Origin of the sequence: Dokdonella fugitiva (genome assembly GCF_004342425.1) — a bacterium.
GTDB lineage: Bacteria > Pseudomonadota > Gammaproteobacteria > Xanthomonadales > Rhodanobacteraceae > Dokdonella_A > Dokdonella_A fugitiva.
Genome location: NZ_SLWQ01000001.1, coordinates 398,641 through 417,452 on the forward strand (window position 1 = coordinate 398,641; position 18,812 = coordinate 417,452).

The following is an 18,812-nucleotide window of genomic DNA, read 5'->3' on the forward strand; positions in this document are numbered from 1 at the left end:
GACGCGCATGCGCGAGGCGAAGGAGCGTCGCACACGCGGCCCTGCGCGGATTCGAGCGCGGTTCGCATGGCGGCCCGCGTCAGTCGGTATAGCGATGCCCGAAGCCGTCGAGGAAGATGGCGTCGTGGTTCTCCACCGCACCGAGATCGTTGGGACCCCAGACGTTGTCGACACCATCGATGTCGTAGCCGGGCGCCTGCAGGTAGGCATCGATGCCGGCCGTCACGTCGAGGTTGTCGCAGGCGTCGATCGCCGGCGAATCGGCCGGCGGCATGAAGTCGTCGGCGAGGCGCGGATCCAGCACGGTCGCGCCCGGCACCATGTCATGGGCGATCAGGCAGTTGTTGTTGGCCATCGTCGCCCCCGCGGTCGCGGTCCACACGTCGCTGCCGGGCGACCACATGATGCTGCCCTGGTTGCGCAGCACGCCGCCGTTCATGTAGACGAGCGTGTCGACGTCGTTCCCGACCACGGTGTTGTAGACGAAGCGCAGGTTGATGCCGGGCGCATTCGCGAGCAGCGTGGTGACGCCGCTCGCATCGGCCTGGTTGTCGAGGAAGATGCACCGCTCGAACGAGAGTTCGCTGGTGCCGAACGCCATCGCCACGGCGACCTGGCCGTCGTCGTCGCGGTTGTTCTCGAACAGCGTGCGCGCGAAGCGGAAGATGCCGCGCTGGCTGCCGCTGTCGTTGCCGATGTAGCCCGCGCCGGCGCCGGGGCTGCCCGGCGTCGTGCTGTTGTAGGCGGTGTTGTACAGGACCGCGGAGCAGGCGCTGTAGCGGGGGCCGAACGGGCAGCGCAGCCCGGTGCTGTCGAGGACCCAGTCCACCGCGTTCCACGAATGGAACGCCCCGCCCTTGCCCTTGGCGGTGTTGAACTGCGTGAGCGTGTTGCGCAGCGCGACGAAGGTGAAGGGGTCGGTCGGCCCGGCGGCGCCCTCGACGTAGATCGCGCCGCCGTAGTTGGCGGTGTTGGTGGAGATGTTGGTCGTGAAGCGGCTGGTCGCCGGCGCGCCGATCGTGATGTTGCCCTGCTTGCTGTAGATCGCGCCACCGAAGCCCTCGCCGGTGGCGAACGTCGCGCGGCCCGCGGTGTTGTGCGCGAGCACGACCGGCGGCAGCAGGTAGTCGGTGAGGATCGGCGGCGCCGCGACCAGCGTCGTCCTCGCCGTGTTCAATGCGACGCCGCCACCCGCTCGGCGTGCGGTGTTGTCTTCGATGCGCCCGTAGACGAGGCGGATCTCGGCGTTGTCGAGCGCGAACACGCCGCCGCCGGCGCCGAGCCCCCCGAGGCCGACCGCCTGGTTGCCATCGATGACCGCGGCGCCGTCCAGTACCAGTTTGGCGACGCGCGACGGCACGCCGAACAGGCTGACGCCACCACCGTTGCCGGCGACGTTGCCCTCGACGATCGCGCCCGCGCCGAGCACGAGCGTTGCGTTCTGCAGCACGAGCGCGCCGCCACCACCGAGCACGTCGCTGGTGTTGACGCTGCCGCCGGTCAGCGTGACGTTGCGCAGCTCGAGGCGCCGTGGCGTGTCGCTCGCATTGTCGAAACGCAGCACGCTGCCGGGATTGATCTGGCGGATCACCATGCGCGCGTCCGGCGTCGGCGCGCTCGCGCCGCAGCTCGCATAGCCGCCTTCGATCGTGATGTCGGCCGCGGGCTCATCCAGCGAAATGCCGCCGGTGAGCAGTTCGCCGGTGCGCAACTTGATGAGGTGCGGACCGGCCGGATTGGCCGCCGCCGCGGCGAGCGCATCGGCGAGGCTCACGTGCGTGCAGCCGACCGGGCCGACCGAGTACGTCGCGGCTCGGCTCGCCGCGCAGGCGATCAGCAGGAACAGCGGGACGAACAGGCGAATCGGTTTCATGGGCGATCTCCGGGACGACGACGGACGCGTCTCCCGGAGTCATTCGCAATCGCGCGCGAAACCGTGCCACCCCCGCCGGTCCCGGCGCGCCGCTTCGCGCCGCTGCCGCCGCCGACGGCGGCGCGCCGGCCTCCGTGCGACGGATGGCGCCTTGCGCCGCGACCACGGTCAGGCCGCCTGCGACTGTCGATCGGGAGGACGGGCCTTCCACGGAATCCGCCGGGCGAACTCAAACGGAAAATTGCTCCGTCCCCTTTGTTTAACACCGCGCGAATTCAAAGAGAATTGACTCCGCTCCCTTGGACTTCTTTGCTTACCACCCGACAGGTCCGCATGCGAGCGGCGATCGCAAGCACCAGGAACAGCGCGGTCAAACTCGATCCGCTGGTCGCAGGTACCGCCAGCGGCGGCGCCGCGGCGCGCGTCAGCGCGACGAAGGAGGCGTTGAAGGGTCGAGGTCGGTCAGGTACGACGAAAGGGAGCATCCGAACTCGTAGATGGGCGGCGCATACATCGTATAGTCCATGCTGACGTGACATACGATCGATTGGCCGACGAGCACGGGTTCGTGCGGTGGGTACCAGTTGAGGTTGTAGTAAAAGCTGTTCTCCAGGTCGACGACCGATACGATGAACTGACCGAAGCAGTCCGTCGATGTGGTCCCGACATCGAGTTCATCGTAGATTGGCGCGCTGCGGAAGGCCCACTCGGAGATGACGTTGGGGCCATGGTTGGTCGCCGTAACCGTGAAGGTAACGCGGTCACCGGGATGCAGGTTCGTGCTCTGACTCGCCTGGACATCCACCGATACATCGGACGGGATGGCCACGCCGGCCGAGGCGATGCTCGCGCCATGGATCAAGCTCGCGAACAATGACCAGCTCAGTAGCTTCGCGCGCATGAGGGGGCTACCCGAAGGCTGCGCGCAGATTCATAGCGCGGCGTCGATGACCTTGGTGAGCTGCGACTTCGAGACGAGACCCATCTGCGTCGCCTGCACGGTGCCGCCCTTGAACAGCAGCATCGTCGGCGCCGAGCGCACGCCGTAGGCGAGCGCGGTCTTCGGGTTGCGGTCGATCTCGAGCTTGGCCACCTTCACGCGACCGCCGTAGTCGTCCGCGAGCTGCACGAGCATCGGCGCCAGCGCCTTGCACGGGCCGCACCATTCGCCTCAGAAGTCGACGAGCACGGGCGTCGGCAACTGCAGGACGTCGGTGGCGAAGGTGGTGTCGGTGGTGGTGAAGACGTTCGCGTTCATTGGCTGACTCATGCGCTCACTACGTCGGGATAAGTGACTCTGACCCCGTTAGCTGCTCGTACGGCTCCCGGGCGGAGCGCCATCGTGGCTGCCTTGACGGTGTTTTACGGAAGCTTTGGATACGGCGGTAGCCCGTGGATCGCGCTCGGCCCGGGCCAACGCACCAAGTTGCCGATCGGTGGGATACTCGCGGCAGAGGCGCCGCGGTACATCATCAGCAACCATTCGTCGGTTGGTTCATGCAGAAATGTGAAGATCATATGAGCGTCGAAATCGTCCCGCTCGCCAGTATGCCGCGGCGCAACTATTGCCGAGCGGCCGAGGCGCGCGTCGATTACGACGACGTTGCGCGGCGCCTTGGTGCACGTCCGACACGTGGCACGTTCAAGGACGGCCTTGCGTTTCCGAAACGCTATCGTGACATTGGCCTGAGGCTATCGACGGGACGTTTCGCGACGCTCACGCAGACCGAAATGCGCCAAGCCGTCATCGAAATCGGTCTGGAACTGGTCGACGGGGAGGCATTCTACGCGGAGGATCTGGAAGCGGTCACTTCGGCCATGGGTCTCGACGCGGAGCACGTCAAACGACTGGACAATGGATTCCGATGGCTTTAGTCGAGAGGGATGGCGCAGTAGGGTTACCGCCCGTCCGCCGGCGGCGGCATGGCATACCCGAATTCATCTCGAGTTGCCTTTCGAGCGACTCCACCATGCAAGGCGATACGGTGCGCTCGCCGCGCAGCAGGGATTTGAGGTCGCATATCTTTCTGGTGACCAGTCCAACCCACATCGACGACCGATCCGCGACGGTAAACGAGATGGCTGCCGTGATCGCGCCGGAACTCATCACCCAGGGCGTGCCCGCGTCGTAGATGACGCGCTGAGAGCCAACAGCTTCCGGAAAGAGCTGCCGGCCTGACGCCTGCGAAGCACCCGGCAGGGTCGCCAAGAGAACAGCGCTGATCTTGAGCATCAGGCGGAACATGCCTGCCCCCCATGGGTGCAAGTCTTCCGCTACTACGATAGCACCGGCCAGGCGAACCGGCTCAATTCCCGACTAGCTTGAGCACTGCGTCGATGACCTTGGTGAGTTGCGACTTCGAGACAAGACCCATCTGCGTCGCCTGCACCTTGCCGCCCTTGAACAGCAGCATCGTCGGCGCCGAGCGCACGCCGTAGGCGAGCGCGGTCTTCGGGTTGCGGTCGATCTCGAGCTTGGCGACCTTCACGCGACCGCCGTAGTCGTCCGCGAGCTGCGCGAGCATCGGCGCCAGCGCCTTGCACGGGCCGCACCATTCGCCCCAGAAGTCGACGAGCACGGGCGCCGGCGACTGCAGGACGTCGGTGGCGAAGGTGGTGTCGGTGGTGGTGAAGACGTTCGCGTTCATTGGCTGACTCATGCGCTCACTACGTCGGGATAAGTGACTCTGACCCCGTTAGCTCCTCACTACGTCGGGATAAGTGACTCTGACCCCGTTAGCTGTCCGCGAGCTGCGCGAGCATCGGCGCCAGCGCCTTGCACGGGCCGCACCATTCGCCCCAGAAGTCGACGAGCACAGGTGTCGGCGACTGCAGGACGTCGGTGGCGAAGGTGGTGTCGGTGGTGGTGAAGACGTGTTCTGCGCTCATCTACGGCATTCCAGAGAAATGACCCTGACCCCTATTCCCCTCGTGCGGGCGCGAACGGGGACGTCGGTGGCGACGTGGTGTCCGTGGTTGTGAAGACGTTCGGATTAGTCACCGCTGAGTGACTCACTGCATAATCCGAAACGGAAAATACTTAGCCCCCTCAGCTTCCGAGCCGGCCAAACATTTCCTTCCACGCGGTCATTGAATCGGCGAAGAATGCAGCTCCTTTTTGGAGCGCGCGCTGCTTCACCTCCCTCGCTAGGTCGACTTTCCAACTATCCGCCAACGATATGTTTGCCTCCGAAGCCCACTTTTCGATCTGCGGGACGATTGCCTGCCCATTTTGAACGACGTCCGAAAAAGGCGTAGAAGGTCTACGCTCGATTCGATCTAGTACTTCCGCGACAAAAGCTGCGGGGAACAAGTCTTCTACCTCGGACTCAGCAAATTCGATCCACTCCTTGGTCTGCATCACCTTCTCTTGTTGCGTTTGGTACGGGCCATTCTTTAAGTCCCTAGCCATCTTGCTGCCGGCCGCATCATCGTCCAGCAATATTGGCGGCATCACTTCATCTCGCCCGCTGAGAATGCTTGCTAAAGCGCGTGCGTTGGGCGCGCCATGCGCCGGTGCGAAAACCAGCTCTCTAGCGGGATTGAGGTTTCCGGACGCAATCAAAAGCTGCTTGATCGCGGACAAATAGTGCTGATCTGACGGCCCTTCCACAATCACAGGATGACAGCCCAGAAGCAGGCTTTCCGCAACGCTCATGTTGAGCGCTGAATAAATTGCATAGGTCGCGCCGTTCTTCCTCGGATTCTCATGGCCCCGCCGGAGATCGGAAGATGCCTTTGTAGAACCGTCGGGAGCGACGAAGACTTTTCGCACTCGATCTAGACTGTCAGCGTCAACCAAAAATGGTGAATGCGTCGTATAAATAAGTTGGTTTGTATCTGCCAGTCCATTGAAGAAGGCAGAAAGATCATGCTGCGCCAGAGGGTGAAGGGACAAGCCAGGCTCGTCCAGAAGAAGGATCGCACCCTTGTGATCTCTGCCGCTTTCTACCAGAAATATTAAATAGAAACTAAGGAACCATTGTAAGCCGCTACTGCGATCTTCAAGTTCAATTTTCTCCGGTCGCCTGCTATCAGACACCCATATCCTGAAGTGATCACCGTCAGCTTGGAACTCAAAGGTGTAGTCTCCTTGCTTCCACCAGTCCTTAAACTTCTTTGTGAGCTCCGTGCCTGCGGAGTTGAGCAGAATCGTTCGCTCGCGCTTTCTTTGAGCTATCTCGGCAATCTCACTGTCGCTTGGCCGCTGCCCTTGAGAGGGCTCAAAGTCTTTGCCGAGTTCCAAAATGTCTTCAGGACTCAACCTGACAAAGCTAAACAGTACGCGGAGCGTTCGCGCTTTCGCGGCTTCTTTCGCGCCGAGATCCTTGCGGCTTAAATTATCTACGACGTGAGGAAGATATATCTCGGAGTCTAAATTGCCGTAATTTGAGTAGAAAACAAATTTCGGCATCTCTTTTCTTAAAAGCGCCTGAACGCTCTCATTTTCGGCAGGATCAGCTACCCGCAGGGGCGCGGCGATCTGCTCAAGATCTTCTATCAGTCGTTGCAGCCTCGGAACGATACTGCTAGTCGCAGCGGGTGTGCCGGGAAGGAGATCCTTAATAGAGTCAATAAACGCATCCAGATCGGCTAAAGAAATGGGTCGATTTTCTGTGAAGGCCCCTCGCAATAACGTTTCGGAATCAACTTTCAGTGAGCCTTCTTTAGATAGCGCGGACATGGCCCCGACTTCCGCCAACGCCGTCTTTATCGCTTCCGACAACAAAGCGTAGTCGGCTTGCGGCTCGGTCGTAAAATCGGGGAATTCGAAGGAATATGAGCCGTCGAAAGCACGACGGACAATGACCTTCTGAAGGTCACGCGGCGCCGCACCTGAAAGTTGGGCCAATTTGGGCGCGAGTCCGGAGGTATCGAACTCTGCCTCGATAAACTTGTAGTCCTGCGGCGCTTCTCGGATTGCTGCGTAGTTCGCTTTGGGATAGTCGGATGTTGGAGATATTTCTCCCTCGCGCGCAGGGTTTAACTTCCATAGCGGTAGCAATAAGTTTGTCTTGCCGGACTCATTCACCCCTATGAGGGCAGTGACCTGGTTGAGATCGATCCAACCACTATCAACCACAGATCTATAGTTAGTGACGCGATATCGGAGAAGCTTCATGCTTCGCTGACTCCTCGAACTAAGTCGCTAAACTACCCGCACTTCGAATACCCACAATTCAAACACGTAGCACACCCATCCATGATGATCACGGCCGAGGTGTTGCACTTGTGGCACATCGTGGCCCCCGGCGGAAAGGCGCTCGCTTCGGTCGCGGGCTTGGCCGCGGCTTCAGCACCCGCCCCAGCGAAGGAGACGTTGAACCCGCCGTTGCCGGCGCCTTCGACGGTCAAGCCGGCGGGCTCACTGTTTTTTTTTGAGCGGGCGTCGTAGGCGGCGCGCTTCTCGGCGATGAGCTTCTTCTGGTGCTCGTCGAGTTCAGGGTCGTGCAGCAGGCCGATCATCTTGAGGTGCTGTTCGATGACCGCGCCGAGTTCGGCGACGATGCTCGGCATGTAGACGCCGCCGGCCTTGAAGTAGCCGCCGCGCGGGTCGAACACCGCCTTGAGCTCCTCCACGAGGAAGGTCACGTCGCCGCCCTTGCGGAACACGGCGGACATGATGCGCGTGAGCGCGACGATCCACTGGAAGTGCTCCATGTTCTTCGAGTTGATGAAGATCTCGAAGGGGCGGCGCAGTTCGTACTCGGTGCCCTGGTTGAGCACGATGTCGTTGATGGTCACGTACAGCGAGTGCTCGAACAGCGGCGACTTGATCTTGTAGGTGGCGCCGATCAGCGTTTCCGGGCGCTCGACCTTCTCGTGCATCTGGATGACTTCGGCCATCGGCATGCTCGGCGCGCTCTCAGGCGCTTCGGCGGCGGGGACGACCTTGGTGGTGTCTTCGGGCTTGACGACGGCGTAGCCCTTGATTTTTTTGCTGATCTTCATTGCGGGTGTCCGGTGATTCGTTATTGGTGATTCGTGATTCGGTGCGTGTCGCGGGCACGGGCGTCGGTGTTGAAGCGGGAGGCCAGGGCTTCAATGGATGCCCGCTTTCGCGGGCATGACGTCGCTGGGTGGAACGGGTGTTGCGGTGTTTCCGTGAGGCTGTCGTCGCGTCTGTGTTCGGGCGTTGCGTCGTCGCGTCTGTGTTCGGGTGTTGCTTCGTCGCGTCTGTGTCCGGGTGTTGCTTCGTCGCGTCTGTGTCCGGGTGTTGCTTCGTCGCGTCTGTGTTGGGGTGTCGCGGTCGTCGCGTCTGTGTCCGGGTGATGCGGGTGTTGCGGGGCGTCGCTTCTGTGTTCGGGTGGAGCGGAAACGGTGGCCTGCGCCGCGCGGTACGCGGCGGCGCAGGCATGGGTGGGGTCAGCGCCTGCCGCGCGTCGCCTTGCGGGCGGCCTTGCGGGGTGCGGACTTGCGCACGGACTTCCTCACGCCCTTGCGCGGTGCGGCCTTGCGTACGGCCTTGCGCGCGCCCTTGCGCGGCGCGGCCTTGCGCACGGCCTTGCGCGGTGCGGCCTTGCGGGTGGCCTTCTTCGCGGCCTTGCGCGGAGCAGCCTTGCGCGCGACCTTCCTGACCGCCTTGCGCACCGCCTTCTTCGCGGCGGAGGCCTTGCGGGCGACTTTCTTGGCCGCCTTCTTCACGGCTTTCTTCGCGGTGCCGGCGGCGGCCGCGAGTTCGTCCTTGCTCTTGCGCGCGATGTCCATGCGGTGCGCGCGGGCGTAGCTCTGGATGTCCTTGAACGAACCGTCGGCGTTGCGGACGGCGTAGAGCTTCTTGCCGCCTCGGCTGTACATCGTGGTGCGCTTGGTGGCCATGCTTCGCTCCTTCGCGGCGTGACGTCGTCACCTTCGGCCGGCCGCCGCGGACCGGCCGAAGGTGCGTGCGAATCAGCGGCGACGGCCTGCCTTCTTCGCGGCCTTGCGGGCGGGCGCGCGCTTGGCGGCCTTGCGGGCCGGACCCTTGCGCATCGCCTTCCTGGCGGCCTTCTTCACGGCCTTGCGCGGGCCGGCAGCCTTGCGCGCGACCTTCTTCATCGCCTTCTTCGCGGCCTTCTTCGCCGGTGCGGCCTTGCGCGCGACCTTCTTCGCGGCCTTCTTCACCGCCTTCTTCGCGGTGGCCTTCTTGCCTGCCTTCTTGGCGGCCTTCTTCGCCGCCTTCTTGGCCGGCGCCGGCTTGGAGCCGACGACCGACTTGGCCCTGGCGACGACCGCCTTGACCTTGCGGGCCGCCTGCTTGCGCGCCTTGGCCGCCTTGGTCGCGACCTTCTTGGCCGTGTTCTCGACCGCCTGCTTGGCGTCCGAAGCCGCGTTGCTGACGGAACTGGCGACCGCGCTGGCGGCGTCGGCGATCGAGCTGCCGATCTGCGACGCGCCTTCCTTCAGACCATCGAACGTACCGCCTTCACTGTGCATGGGGATCCCCTCTCCTGTTTCTCGGTGTTGTGAGCTTGACGGATGACGTGAATCTCGAGACACGGATGACGCAACGCCGGTGGCCTTTTGCCCATGCATCCATGGGCGTGCCCGCGCGATCGGAACCTCGCACGGCAAGTTCAGAACTTGCCGTAATAGCCTTCCTTCAACGCGTCGAACAGGTTGGCCGCGGTGTGCGTTTCGCCATCGTACTCGATCTCTTCGTTGCCCTTGACCTCCACCACTTCGCCGTCTTCGAGTTCGAAGCGGTAGGTGGTGTTGGCCAGATCATGCTCCTTCACGAGCACTCCTTGGAAGGCCGCCGGGTTGAAGCGGAACGTGGTGCAACCCTTGAGCCCCTGCTTGTGCGCGTAGCGGTAGATGTCCTTGAAGTCTTCGTACGGGTAGGCGGTCGGGACGTTGGCGGTCTTGGAGATCGACGAGTCGACCCATTTCTGCGCGGCGGCCTGGATGTCGACGTGCTCGGTCGGGGTGATGTCGTCGGCCGAGACGAAGTAGTCCGGCAGCTTCTCGGCCGGGTCCTGCGAGAACGGCATCGCCTTGCCGTTGATGAGTTCGCGGTAGGCGAGCAGCTCGAAGCTGTACACCTCGACCTTCTCCTTGGACTTCTTGCCCTCGCGGATCACGTTGCGGCTGTAGTGATGGGCGAACGAGGGCTCGATGCCGTTGCTCGCGTTGTTGGCGAGCGACAGGCTGATCGTGCCGGTCGGCGCGATCGAGCTGTGGTGGGTGAAGCGCGCGCCGGTCTCGGCGAGCTCGGCGACCAGCGCGGGGGCCACTTCGGCCACGCGCTGCATGTAGCGGCTGTATTTCGCGTGCAGGACCCGGCCGGGGATCGTGTCGCCGACCTTCCAGCCGTCGGCGGCCATCTCAGGGCGCTTGCGCAGCATCTCGCCGGTGACGGTGAAGTCCCGGGCGAGGATCGGCGCCGGGCCCTTCTCCCTGGCGAGCGAGAGCGCGACTTCCCAGCCGGCGAGCGCCATCTCGCGGCTGACGTCCTCGGTGAACGCGCAGGCCTCGGGCGTGCCGTAGCGCTTCTTGAGCATCGTCAGCGTGCTGCCGAGGCCGAGGAAGCCCATGCCGTGGCGGCGCTTGCTGAGGATCTCGTTGCGCTGCTGCGCGAGCGGCAGGCCGTTGATCTCGACCACGTTGTCGAGCATGCGCGTGAACACGCGCACGACTTCCCGGTACTCCTCCCAGTCGAAGCGCGCGTTCGGGCCGAACGGGTCGCGCACGAAGGTCGTGAGGTTGACCGAGCCGAGCAGGCACGAGCCGTACGGCGGTAATGGCTGCTCCCCGCACGGGTTGGTCGCGCGGATGTTCTCGCACCACCAGTTGTTGTTCATCTCGTTGACGCGGTCGATGAGGATGAACCCGGGCTCGGCGTAGTCGTACGTCGAGACCATGATCATGTCCCACAGGTGGCGCGCGCGCAGGTGGCCGTACACCTTGCACGCGACGAGGCCGTCATCGCGGGTGATGTAGTTCTTGTGCGTCGGCCAGTCGCGCCAGACGACCTTGGTCGCGTCGTCGAGGTCGATCTCGTCCTGCTCCTTGACGTGGATCGGGAACACCAGCGGCCAGTCGGCGTCCTGCTCGACCGCCTCCATGAAGCCGTCGGTGATCAGCAGCGAGAGGTTGAACTGGCGCAGGCGCCCGTCCTCGCGCTTGGCCTTGATGAACTCGCGCACGTCCGGATGGGAGACGTCGAACGTGCCCATCTGCGCGCCGCGGCGGCCGCCCGCGGACGACACGGTGAAGCACATCTTGTCGTAGATATCCATGAACGACAGTGGCCCGGACGTGTACGCGCCCGCGCCCGACACGTACGCGCCGCGCGGGCGCAGCGTCGAAAATTCATAGCCGATGCCGCACCCTGCCTTCAGCGTGAGGCCGGCCTCGTGCACCTTCTCGAGGATGTCGTCCATCGAGTCCTCGATGGTCGCCGAGACGGTGCAGTTGATCGTCGAGGTCTTCGGCTTGTGTTCCTGCGCGCCCGCGTTGGACGTGATGCGGCCGGCCGGGATCGCCCCGCGGCGCAGCGCCCACAGGAAGCGTTCGTACCAGTAGGTTTTCTTTTCCTGGGTTTCCTCGACCTCGGCGAGCGCCCGCGCGATGCGCTGGTAGCTGTGGTCGATGTCCTTGTCGACCGGTTCGCCCTGCTTGGATTTGAGGCGGTATTTCTTGTCCCAGATGTCGTAGGACGCCGGCTGCAGCGGAATGTCCGCCGCCCCGCGCGCGAGCTGCTCAAGGCGCACCGTGCTCATGTTGTTTTCTTGCTCCCGTACCCATCGGCATCACGCCGACGTTGCCAACCGATGCCTGCGCCACCCTCCCGAGGCGACGCAGCCTCCTGCTTCCTGCTGCACCCCACCTGTTGCGCGGCACAATCTATAGGTTGCACCGCACAAGGCGAACACAAGATGTTGTGACGCCGGCGCCCAAAACTACGCCGCCCGCCGGATGAAGTAAAGCTTGACTCACAGCGAATCGCGGTCTGATGCGATTCGTGACATGCGGGCCCTCGTCATGGCCTGGCGCACGGCTAGCGTTTGCCTGCGCCTGCTGCGCCCGAACGCGAGCGCGTCGGCGGTCCGGACAGCGCTTCGATGCCGTTGCAGGCGCCCACCCTGGGGCGTATCCAATCCCGGCGCGGGGTCCGATGCCGCGGTCGCGCACAGGTGCGCCCCTGCATCGTCGCCGGGAGGCGAAGCTGAATGGCTACCCGTGCCCGCCATGTCGATGCTTGAATGAGCGGAAACCGACGCCCATTCGTGCGGTCAGAGAGCGGCCCGTGCGTGCATGCGGCGCCCGCGGCGCGCCGCCCTGCCGCCGGGGGCGGTTCCAGCGCATTCCATCCATCGAACACACCAAGGACGTTGCCCATGACCGCGACCACCCGTCGTTTCGCCTACGCCTCGCTGCCGCTGCTGCTCGGCCTCGCCCTCGGTGCGCTCTGGGGTGGCGGCGGGCATCCGGCGACCGCCGCGCTGCCGCCGGCGATCGACGGCCAGGCGCTGCCCTCGCTCGCGCCGATGCTCGAGCGCGTGACGCCCGCGGTGGTCAACATCGCCTCGAAGACGCACGTCGCCGTGCGCAACCCGTACTTCGACGACCCGATCTTCCGCCGCTTCTTCGGCGTGCCGAACATGCCGCGCGAGCGCGTGCAGCAGTCGCTCGGCTCGGGCGTGGTGGTCGACGCGGCGAAGGGGTACATCCTCACCAACAACCACGTCGTCGATGGCGCCGACGACATCTCGGTGACGCTCTCCGACGGCCGCACGCTGAAGGCGAAGGTGCTCGGCACCGACCCCGACACCGACCTCGCCGTGCTGCAGATCCCGGCCGAGAAGCTGACCGCGCTGCCGATCGCCGACTCGTCCGCGCTGCGCATGGGCGACTTCGTCGTCGCGGTGGGCGACCCGTTCGGCATCGGCCAGAGCGCGAGCACGGGCATCGTCTCCGGCCTCGGCCGCAGCGGTCTGCGCGGCGCGGGCTACCAGAACTTCATCCAGACCGACGCATCGATCAACCCGGGCAATTCCGGCGGCCCGCTGGTGAACCTGCGCGGCGAACTCGTCGGCATCAACTCGATGATCTACACGCCCTCGGGCGGCAGCGTCGGCATCGGCTTCGCGATCCCGTCCAACCTCGCCAGCGACGTGATGCGCCAGCTCGTCACGACCGGCCAGGTCAAGCGCGGCGTGCTCGGCGTCGAGGCGCAGGACCTCACGCCCGAACTCGCGCGCGTGCTCGCGCTTGACGGCATGCACGGCGCGGTCGTCACGCGCGTGCGCGCGAACTCGCCGGCCGAGACCGCGGGGCTGCGCGCGGGCGACGTGATCGTCTCGCTCAATGGCAAGAACGTCGGCAGCGCGCAGGACCTGCACAACATCGAAGGGCTCACGGCACCGGGCGCCGCGGTCGCCGTCGGCGTGCAGCGCGACGGCAAGCTCATCACGATCAGCACGGCGCTCAAGCCGACCGAACTCGTGGTGCTCGCGGGCGATGCGCTCGACCCGCGCCTTGCCGGCGTCACGTTCAGCGAGCTCGCCGACGACGTGCGCCGCCAGGGCGTCAGCGGCGTCAGCGTGAGCCGCATCGCCCGGAACAGCCCCGCCTACGCCGCGGGCCTGCGCAACGGCGACGTGATCGTCGCGCTCAACCGCCGCGACCTTTCCGGCCCGAGCGATTTCTCGCGCCTGCTCGCGAGCCGTCCGCGCCAGCTCATGTTGACGCTGTTGCGCGGGGACGAGGCGTATTACCTGCTCCTGCAGTGAGGTCCTCGTGCAGGCGGTACGCGCAACGCGCGTGCGGCCGCGACGACCGAGAACCCCGTGGGAGCGATTCGTTCAGTCATGTAGGGCGGTACGCGTGCACGCGCGTGCCGCCGCGGCCTCGCGCCGACCCGCGGCTCGCGGCCCGTACAACGGCGTTCAGGGCACCGGCCGCCGCCTGTGCGCGCGGTCGCGGCAGGCGGTGAAACCGCGTGCTAAGGTGCGCTCCACTCCGTTCACCGCACGAACCGCACACCATGTCGCCACGCCGCTTCCTCCGCCCGCTGCTGCTCGCCGCCGCCGCCCTCCTCGGCACGGGCTTCGCCGTCGCCGCCCCGCAGGACGACCTCGTCTGGCGCGGCGACCACACCACCGGGCGCGCGATCATGGACGACCTCGCCAAGGAATACGCGAAGCAGAAGCTCGGCAAGATCTCGCTGCAACCGTTCAGCACCGTGTCCGGCCTCGACGCGGTCGCCAACGGCAGTGCCGACATCGCCGGCAGCGCGCGCGGCAAGTACCTGCGCCGCGCCCAGGAAGCGTCGCTCGAGTTCTCGCCCGTCGCGCTCGACGCCGCGGTGCTCGTGACGCACCCGAAGAACCCGGTGCGCAACCTCACGCTCAAGCAGGTCTACGACATCTATTTCGGCCGCATCAAGAACTGGAAGGAACTCGGCGGCGAGGACAAGGAGATCAACCTGTACGGCATCGCCGCACCGCTCGACGGCGTCGAGTACTCCTTGCGCGAACTCGTCTACCGCAAGGGCGACCAGCCGGTCGCGGTGCCGCGCCTGTACCTCAACACGATCAAGCTCGAGGAAGCGATCACCCTCGATCCCGCCGGCCTCGGCCTGTCCACGCTCGCCAGCGTCCACGCGAACAAGGGCGTGCGCGCGATGCAGATCGAAGGCGTGGACGCGTCGGTGCGCAACGTCACCGACGGCACCTATCCGCTCTATATCACGCTCTACTCGGTCAACCGCGCCGACTCGCCCAAGCTCGCCGCGATCGACAGGTTCCGCAACTTCCTCGCCACGCCCGCGGCGAAGGAAATCCTCAGGAAGCACCAGCTGATCCCGTACGCGGACGCGAGCGACCTCGTCGCGAAGAACGACGAGCGCATGAAGTTCATCGACGCGCGCGTCGGTCGCGATGCGGTCGCCGCCGCGGCGCTCGCCGCGGGCACGACGCCGCCGGCGCCGGTCGCCGCGCCGCGCGCCACGCTCGCCGCCAAGCAGGGCATCGCGCCGACCTCCGAGACGGCGCAGGCCGCGCGCGAGAACCTCGCCCGCGCCGAGGCGAAGAAGCAGGCCGAAGCCGAGGCACGGAAGGTCGCCGAGGCGAATGCGAAGAAGGCCGCTGCAGCCAATGCGGCGCCCGTCGCGAAGCAGGACGCGCCTGCGCCGAAGAAGGCGCCGGCCAAACCCAAGGCCAAGGTCGCGAAGGCGGCGGCGCCGAAGCCGAAAGCCGAGGCAGCGGCCAAGGCCGAAGCGCCCAAGCCGGTGTCGTTCGGCAACGTCAGCGCGGGCAGCACCGGCCACTGAGCCGCGTGCGGCGCCATGCGCATCCGCGCGGTCTCGCTCGACCTCGACGACACGCTGTGGCCGATCGAGCCGGCGATCGTCGCGGCCGAGCAGGCGCTCGACGACTGGCTGCGCACGCACCACGCACCCGTCGCCGCCGCGTGGCCGATCGCCGCGCTGCGTGAACTGCGCGAGCGCGTCTCGGACGAACATCCGCATCTCGCCCACGACTACACCGCGCAGCGCCTGATCACGCTCGAACGTGCGTTCGCCGCCTGCGGCATCGGCGACGAGCACGTCGCCGACGCGTACGAGGTGTATTTCGCCGCGCGCAACCGCGTCGACTGCTACCCCGACGCACTGCCCGCGTTGCAGGCGATCGGCGCGCGCCTGCCGCTCGCGAGCATCTCCAACGGCAATGCCGACCTCGCGCGCATCGGCCTGCGCGCGCACTTCCGCGCCTGCATCTCGGCGCGCGAATGCGGCATCGCCAAGCCGGCCGCGGCCATCTTCCATGCCGCCTGCGACGCGCTCGGGCTTGCGCCCGGCGACGTGCTGCACGTCGGCGACGACCCCTGGCTCGACGTCGCCGGCGCGCAGGCGGCCGGCCTGCGCACCGCGTGGCTCAACCGCGGCGGCGGCCCATGGCCCGATCACGCGGCGCTCGCCGGCGTGCGCCCGGACCTCGAAGTGCGCAACCTCGGCGAGCTCGCACGCTGGATCCAGCTGCATGCGGCCGAGGCCGGTCGCGCCGGCTGAACCGGCGCGCACGCGAGGCGGCCGACGAGGCACAATCCGTGTTTGCCGCCGCGCACGCCGCAGGCGTAGCGGCGAACGACAGACGAGGACAGCGATGGATGCCTGGAGCATGACCAAGGACGCCGACGGCGCGACACCCCTGATCGCGGTCGACCGCGCGAATTTCGCCGCGGTCGCCGACGCGCTCGGCGCGACGGTGCGGCGCTGGTGCGCCGCGAATGGCTTTGCCGGCGAGGCGGGCCGCTTCGTGCTCGTGCCGGACGCCGACGGCGCGGCCGGCGTCGTGCTCGCCGGCTGCGACGCGCGAGAGGGCGTGTTCGCGCTCGCCTCGCTGCCGCCGCGCCTGCCCGAGGGACGCTACACGCTCGACGCGCGCGGACTCGCGCTCGACGCGGGCGACGTCGCGCTCGGCTGGGCCCTCGGCGCGTACCAGTTCACGCGCTACAGGAAGCCGGCGCGCAAGCCCGCGCAACTCGTGATCGACGACGCGGTCGCGGCACGCGTCGAGGCGCTCGCGGCCGCCGCTTACCAGGTGCGCGACCTCGTCAACACGCCGACCGAGGACATGGGCCCGGCCGAACTCGCGGGCGCCGTGCGCGCGCTCGCCGAGCGGCACGGCGCGCAGTACCGCGAATGGGTCGGCGACGAACTGCTCGCGGCGAATTTCCCGACCATCCACGCGGTCGGCCGCGCGAGCCACCGCGCGCCGCGCCTCGCGGAACTCACCGCGGGTTCCGCCGGCGCGCCGCATCTCGTGCTCGTCGGCAAGGGCGTGTGCTTCGACACCGGCGGGCTCGACATCAAGCCTTCCGACGGCATGCGCTGGATGAAGAAGGACATGGGCGGCGCCGCGCACGCGATTGCGCTCGCCTCGCTCGTGCTCGCGGCGAAGCTGCCGGTGCGCCTGACCCTGCTCGTGCCCGCGGTCGAGAACGCGATCGCCGGCAATGCCTATCGCCCCGGCGAAGTCGTCACGACGCGCGCGGGTATCAGCGTCGAGGTCGACAACACCGACGCCGAGGGCCGCCTCGTGTTGTGCGACGCGCTCGCCTACGCCGCCGAGCACAAACCCGATCTCATCCTCGACTTCGCCACGCTCACCGGCGCCGCACGCGTCGCGCTCGGCCCGGACCTGCCCGCGCTGTTCGCCAATCGGGACGACGTCGCCGGCGCGCTGCTCGAGGCGGCGCAGGCGACGCGCGACCCGCTCTGGCGCCTGCCGCTGTGGCGCCCGTACCTCGCGATGCTCGACTCGCACGTCGCCGACCTCGCCAACGCGGGCGCCTCGCGCCACGCGGGCGCGATCACCGCGGCGCTCTACCTCGAGCGTTTCGTGCCCGACGCGCAGGCGTGGGCGCACCTCGACGTCTACTCGTGGAACGACGCGGACAAGCCGGGCCGACCGCGCGGCGGCGAGGCGCAAGGGTTGCGCGCGTATTTCGAGTTCCTGCGTCGACGCTATTCGTAGGGGCACGATGCGGATCGCTTCGTCGGGCGACGCGACCGAACGCTCGCGTGCGCTCGCGACGCGGTCGCCCGGCCGGCGCGGTGCGGTGGGACTCGCGGTGCGGCGTGTCGCTTTTTTCAACGCGCTCGCGCGCTGCGTCCCGCCCCTACGTGCGATGCCGTTCGAAGTCGCGGACGAGGCGGTGCGCGATCGCCTTGTAGACCGGCGTGCGGCAGAGCAGTGACGAGACCGCACGCGCGAGCATGCAGACGGCGAGGATCGGTATCACCATCTCGCGGTTGTCGGTCAGTTCCATCGAAATGATCGCCGACGTCAGCGGCGCCTGCGTCACCGCGGCGAGATAACCGGCCATGCCGAGCAGCACGACCGCCGAAGGCTCGGCGCCCGGGACGAGCGCGGCGATGTTCTGGCCGATGCCGGCGCCCACGGCGAGCGCCGGCGAGAAGATGCCGCCCGGGATGCTCGCCCAGTACGACACGACGTTGGCGAGGAACTTGAGCGCACCGAACGAGCCCGCGGGCATCGGCGCGGCGCCTTCGAGGATCGCGCGCGCCTGGTCGTAACCGGTGCCGTACACGCTGCCGGCGCTGGCGAGGCCGAGCAGCGCGAGCGCGAGGCCGCATGCCGCCGCGAAACGCAGCGGCCATCGTTCGCGCGCGCGAGCGACGCGCGCGAGCAGCCCGCTGCCGTCGAGCAGGATCACGCGTGCGAACAGGCCGCCGGCGAGGCCGCACACGATCGCGCACGGCAGGATCGCCAGCCAGCTGCGGCTGAGCGGCAGCGTGGTGGCGATCTTGCCGAAATAGGCGTACTCGCCGACGATGCCCAGCGAAACCACGCCCGCGATGATGACCGCGGTGAGCACGACGCCGCTCATGCGCGACTCGAACGCGCCTGCCATCTCTTCGATCGCGAAAACCACGCCCGCCAGCGGCGCGTTGAACGCCGCGGCGATGCCGGCGGCACCACCGGCAAGGACGAAGCGCGCGGCCGCCTGCGGATCGGCGAAACCGAATCGCCGGCCGAGGGCGTACATGAGCCCGGCACCGACGTGTACGGTCGGTCCTTCGCGGCCGATCGACGCGCCGGCCGCGAGCGCGGCCAGCGTCAACACCATCTTGCCCGCGGCGACGCGCAGCGAAAGCAGCCGCCCGCGAAAGCCCGGGTCGTCGACCTGCAGCGCGGCGATCGCCTGCGGGATGCCCGAGCCGCGCGTGGCCTTGAACGCGCCACTCGTCGCCCACGACAGCAGCGCGAACATCGCGGGTGTCAGGAGCAGCGGCCACCAGTGGCCGTGCCCGAGCAGGCGCAGGAACAGGCCGTAGACGAACTCGCTCGCGCGCGCGAACAGGATCGCCGACAACCCGACCAGCACCGCGCCGCCCCAGAGCAGCGCACGCCGCCGCCATTGCTGCGGCGAGAGCCAGTCGTGGTTCTTCAGGCGGTCGATGGCCGATGTCACGCGGCGCCTCCCG

General features: G+C 66.7%; 15 protein-coding genes and 2 pseudogenes. 5 read left to right on the forward strand and 12 right to left on the reverse strand.

All coding sequences use genetic code 11. The features are described from left to right. Positions 1–79: 79 nt before the first annotated feature. From EV148_RS01660 to EV148_RS01670, 3 genes and pseudogenes are all read right to left on the reverse strand, one after another. Positions 80–1,873, reverse strand: a complete 1,794-nt coding sequence (locus EV148_RS01660) for a hypothetical protein (RefSeq protein ID WP_131992500.1) — start codon at positions 1,871–1,873, stop codon at positions 80–82. A gap of 424 nt (positions 1,874–2,297) precedes the next feature. Then, positions 2,298–2,774 carry a hypothetical protein gene (locus tag EV148_RS01665; protein ID WP_131992503.1) on the reverse strand — a complete coding sequence of 159 codons (477 nt, stop codon included), beginning with the start codon at positions 2,772–2,774 and terminating at the stop codon, positions 2,298–2,300. A gap of 30 nt (positions 2,775–2,804) precedes the next feature. Next, positions 2,805–3,029: pseudogene (locus EV148_RS01670) on the reverse strand (thioredoxin family protein); the annotation flags it as partial. Between the two features lie 362 nt (positions 3,030–3,391). Between EV148_RS01670 and EV148_RS01675 the strand changes: the two are divergent. Then, a complete protein-coding gene (locus EV148_RS01675; protein ID WP_131992506.1) occupies positions 3,392–3,748 on the forward strand; it encodes a hypothetical protein in 357 nt (118 codons plus the stop codon). Here the strand turns inward: EV148_RS01675 and EV148_RS01680 are convergent. The 8 genes and pseudogenes from EV148_RS01680 to EV148_RS01715 all read right to left on the reverse strand — a co-directional run bounded on the left by EV148_RS01680 (position 3,714) and on the right by EV148_RS01715 (position 11,577). After that, positions 3,714–4,118 carry a hypothetical protein gene (locus EV148_RS01680; RefSeq protein WP_131992509.1) on the reverse strand — a complete coding sequence of 135 codons (405 nt, stop codon included), beginning with the start codon at positions 4,116–4,118 and terminating at the stop codon, positions 3,714–3,716. The genes EV148_RS01675 and EV148_RS01680 overlap by 35 nt on opposite strands. A 61-nt stretch (positions 4,119–4,179) precedes the next feature. After that, entirely contained in the window at positions 4,180–4,521 is a 342-nt protein-coding gene (gene trxA, locus EV148_RS01685; RefSeq protein WP_131992512.1) for a thioredoxin, read from the reverse strand. A 97-nt stretch (positions 4,522–4,618) separates the two neighbouring features. Next, a pseudogene (locus tag EV148_RS01690) lies at positions 4,619–4,762 on the reverse strand (thioredoxin family protein); the annotation flags it as partial. Positions 4,763–4,922: 160 nt separating this feature from the next. After that, positions 4,923–6,995: an AAA family ATPase gene (locus EV148_RS01695; protein ID WP_131992518.1), complete on the reverse strand. Its 2,073-nt coding sequence runs from the start codon at positions 6,993–6,995 to the stop codon at positions 4,923–4,925. 32 nt (positions 6,996–7,027) lie between these two features. Beyond that, positions 7,028–7,825, reverse strand: coding sequence for a TSCPD domain-containing protein (locus EV148_RS01700; protein ID WP_131992521.1), 798 nt, complete (start codon positions 7,823–7,825; stop codon positions 7,028–7,030). A 414-nt stretch (positions 7,826–8,239) separates the two neighbouring features. Further along, positions 8,240–8,692 carry a histone gene (locus EV148_RS01705; RefSeq protein ID WP_131992524.1) on the reverse strand — a complete coding sequence of 151 codons (453 nt, stop codon included), beginning with the start codon at positions 8,690–8,692 and terminating at the stop codon, positions 8,240–8,242. Positions 8,693–8,764: 72 nt separating this feature from the next. After that, the gene (locus EV148_RS18605; protein ID WP_199222693.1) at positions 8,765–9,289 is read right to left on the reverse strand and encodes a hypothetical protein; all 525 of its coding nucleotides are present in this window, start codon (positions 9,287–9,289) and stop codon (positions 8,765–8,767) included. Between the two features lie 140 nt (positions 9,290–9,429). Then, positions 9,430–11,577 (reverse strand): adenosylcobalamin-dependent ribonucleoside-diphosphate reductase, encoded by a 2,148-nt coding sequence (locus EV148_RS01715; RefSeq protein ID WP_131992527.1) that lies wholly within the window; start codon positions 11,575–11,577, stop codon positions 9,430–9,432. 618 nt (positions 11,578–12,195) lie between these two features. Between EV148_RS01715 and EV148_RS01720 the strand changes: the two genes are divergently transcribed. From EV148_RS01720 to EV148_RS01735, 4 genes are all read left to right on the forward strand, one after another. Further along, positions 12,196–13,590: a DegQ family serine endoprotease gene (locus tag EV148_RS01720; RefSeq protein WP_131992530.1), complete on the forward strand. Its 1,395-nt coding sequence runs from the start codon at positions 12,196–12,198 to the stop codon at positions 13,588–13,590. Between the two features lie 254 nt (positions 13,591–13,844). Further along, on the forward strand, positions 13,845–15,131 hold the full coding sequence (locus tag EV148_RS01725; RefSeq protein ID WP_131992533.1) for a substrate-binding domain-containing protein: 1,287 nt from the start codon (positions 13,845–13,847) through the stop codon (positions 15,129–15,131). A gap of 15 nt (positions 15,132–15,146) precedes the next feature. After that, complete coding sequence (locus EV148_RS01730) at positions 15,147–15,869, forward strand: HAD family hydrolase (RefSeq protein ID WP_131992535.1); 723 nt, start codon at positions 15,147–15,149, stop codon at positions 15,867–15,869. Between the two features lie 109 nt (positions 15,870–15,978). Next, on the forward strand, positions 15,979–17,337 hold the full coding sequence (locus tag EV148_RS01735) for a leucyl aminopeptidase family protein (RefSeq protein WP_241987939.1): 1,359 nt from the start codon (positions 15,979–15,981) through the stop codon (positions 17,335–17,337). A gap of 145 nt (positions 17,338–17,482) precedes the next feature. On the opposite strand, the gene EV148_RS01740 is transcribed toward EV148_RS01735, so the two are convergent. Beyond that, positions 17,483–18,799, reverse strand: a complete 1,317-nt coding sequence (locus EV148_RS01740; protein WP_241987940.1) for a chloride channel protein — start codon at positions 18,797–18,799, stop codon at positions 17,483–17,485. Between the last annotated feature and the right edge of the window lie 13 nt (positions 18,800–18,812).

Bases quoted from the DNA above. Each gene is read 5' to 3' on its own strand.
- EV148_RS01660 (WP_131992500.1), bottom strand. From the start codon at position 1,873: ATGAAACCGATTCGCCTGTTCGTCCCGCTGTTCCTGCTGATCGCCTGC.
- EV148_RS01665 (WP_131992503.1), bottom strand. From the start codon at position 2,774: ATGCGCGCGAAGCTACTGAGCTGGTCATTGTTCGCGAGCTTGATCCAT.
- EV148_RS01675 (WP_131992506.1), top strand. From the start codon at position 3,392: ATGAGCGTCGAAATCGTCCCGCTCGCCAGTATGCCGCGGCGCAACTAT.
- EV148_RS01680 (WP_131992509.1), bottom strand. From the start codon at position 4,118: ATGTTCCGCCTGATGCTCAAGATCAGCGCTGTTCTCTTGGCGACCCTG.
- trxA (WP_131992512.1), bottom strand. From the start codon at position 4,521: ATGAACGCGAACGTCTTCACCACCACCGACACCACCTTCGCCACCGAC.
- EV148_RS01695 (WP_131992518.1), bottom strand. From the start codon at position 6,995: ATGAAGCTTCTCCGATATCGCGTCACTAACTATAGATCTGTGGTTGAT.
- EV148_RS01700 (WP_131992521.1), bottom strand. From the start codon at position 7,825: ATGAAGATCAGCAAAAAAATCAAGGGCTACGCCGTCGTCAAGCCCGAA.
- EV148_RS01705 (WP_131992524.1), bottom strand. From the start codon at position 8,692: ATGGCCACCAAGCGCACCACGATGTACAGCCGAGGCGGCAAGAAGCTC.
- EV148_RS18605 (WP_199222693.1), bottom strand. From the start codon at position 9,289: ATGCACAGTGAAGGCGGTACGTTCGATGGTCTGAAGGAAGGCGCGTCG.
- EV148_RS01715 (WP_131992527.1), bottom strand. From the start codon at position 11,577: ATGAGCACGGTGCGCCTTGAGCAGCTCGCGCGCGGGGCGGCGGACATT.
- EV148_RS01720 (WP_131992530.1), top strand. From the start codon at position 12,196: ATGACCGCGACCACCCGTCGTTTCGCCTACGCCTCGCTGCCGCTGCTG.
- EV148_RS01725 (WP_131992533.1), top strand. From the start codon at position 13,845: ATGTCGCCACGCCGCTTCCTCCGCCCGCTGCTGCTCGCCGCCGCCGCC.
- EV148_RS01730 (WP_131992535.1), top strand. From the start codon at position 15,147: ATGCGCATCCGCGCGGTCTCGCTCGACCTCGACGACACGCTGTGGCCG.
- EV148_RS01735 (WP_241987939.1), top strand. From the start codon at position 15,979: ATGACCAAGGACGCCGACGGCGCGACACCCCTGATCGCGGTCGACCGC.